1 protein-coding gene is annotated in these 590 nt (G+C 77.1%); it reads left to right on the top strand.

Features of this window, described 5'->3' with window-relative positions:
* Positions 1-500: glutamate ligase domain-containing protein (locus tag L0B03_RS18910; protein ID WP_284502021.1), on the top strand; the 500-nt coding region annotated here is incomplete at its 5' end.
* Between the last annotated feature and the right edge of the window lie 90 nt (positions 501-590).

Raw genomic sequence — 590 nt, 5'->3', positions numbered from 1 at the left:
TGCTCGGCGTCGACGGCCCGACGGCGGCGCGCGCGCTGTCGACCTTCACGGGCACCGGACGTCGCTTCGAGGACCGTGGCGCGGTCCGGGGCGTCCGAGTGGTCGACGACTACGCCCATCACCCGACCGAGGTCGAGGCGCTGCTGCGCGCGGCTCGTCCGGTCGCGGGCCAGGGCCGCGTGCTCGTGCTCTTCCAGCCGCACCTGTACTCCCGGACGCGGACCTTCGCCGCGGAGTTCGCCCAGGCCCTGGGCCTCGCGGACGTCGTGGTCGTGACCGACGTCTACGGCGCCCGCGAGGACCCCGATCCCCAGGTCACGGGCGCGCTCATCACCGAACCCCTGCGTGGGACGGGGCGCGACGCGACCTTCGTGCCCGACCGGGTCGAGGCGGCGCGGATGATCGGTGCGGCCTCGCGCGACGGGGACCTGGTGCTCACGGTCGGGGCGGGGGACGTCACGGCCCTGGCCCCCGAGATCCTCGCCGCGGTGCCTGGATGAGGCCGCCTGCCCGGCCGCGCCGTCCTGCGCCGGCCCCGACACCGGTGGACCGTCGGTCGGGAGCCTCCGCCGCGGGGCGCTCGCGGGGGG

Origin of the sequence: Actinotalea sp. C106, assembly GCF_023630195.1 — a bacterium.
GTDB lineage: Bacteria > Actinomycetota > Actinomycetes > Actinomycetales > Cellulomonadaceae > Actinotalea.
The sequence above is the reverse complement of the archived record's forward strand: the minus strand, read 5'-3'. Positions and strand labels throughout refer to the sequence as shown.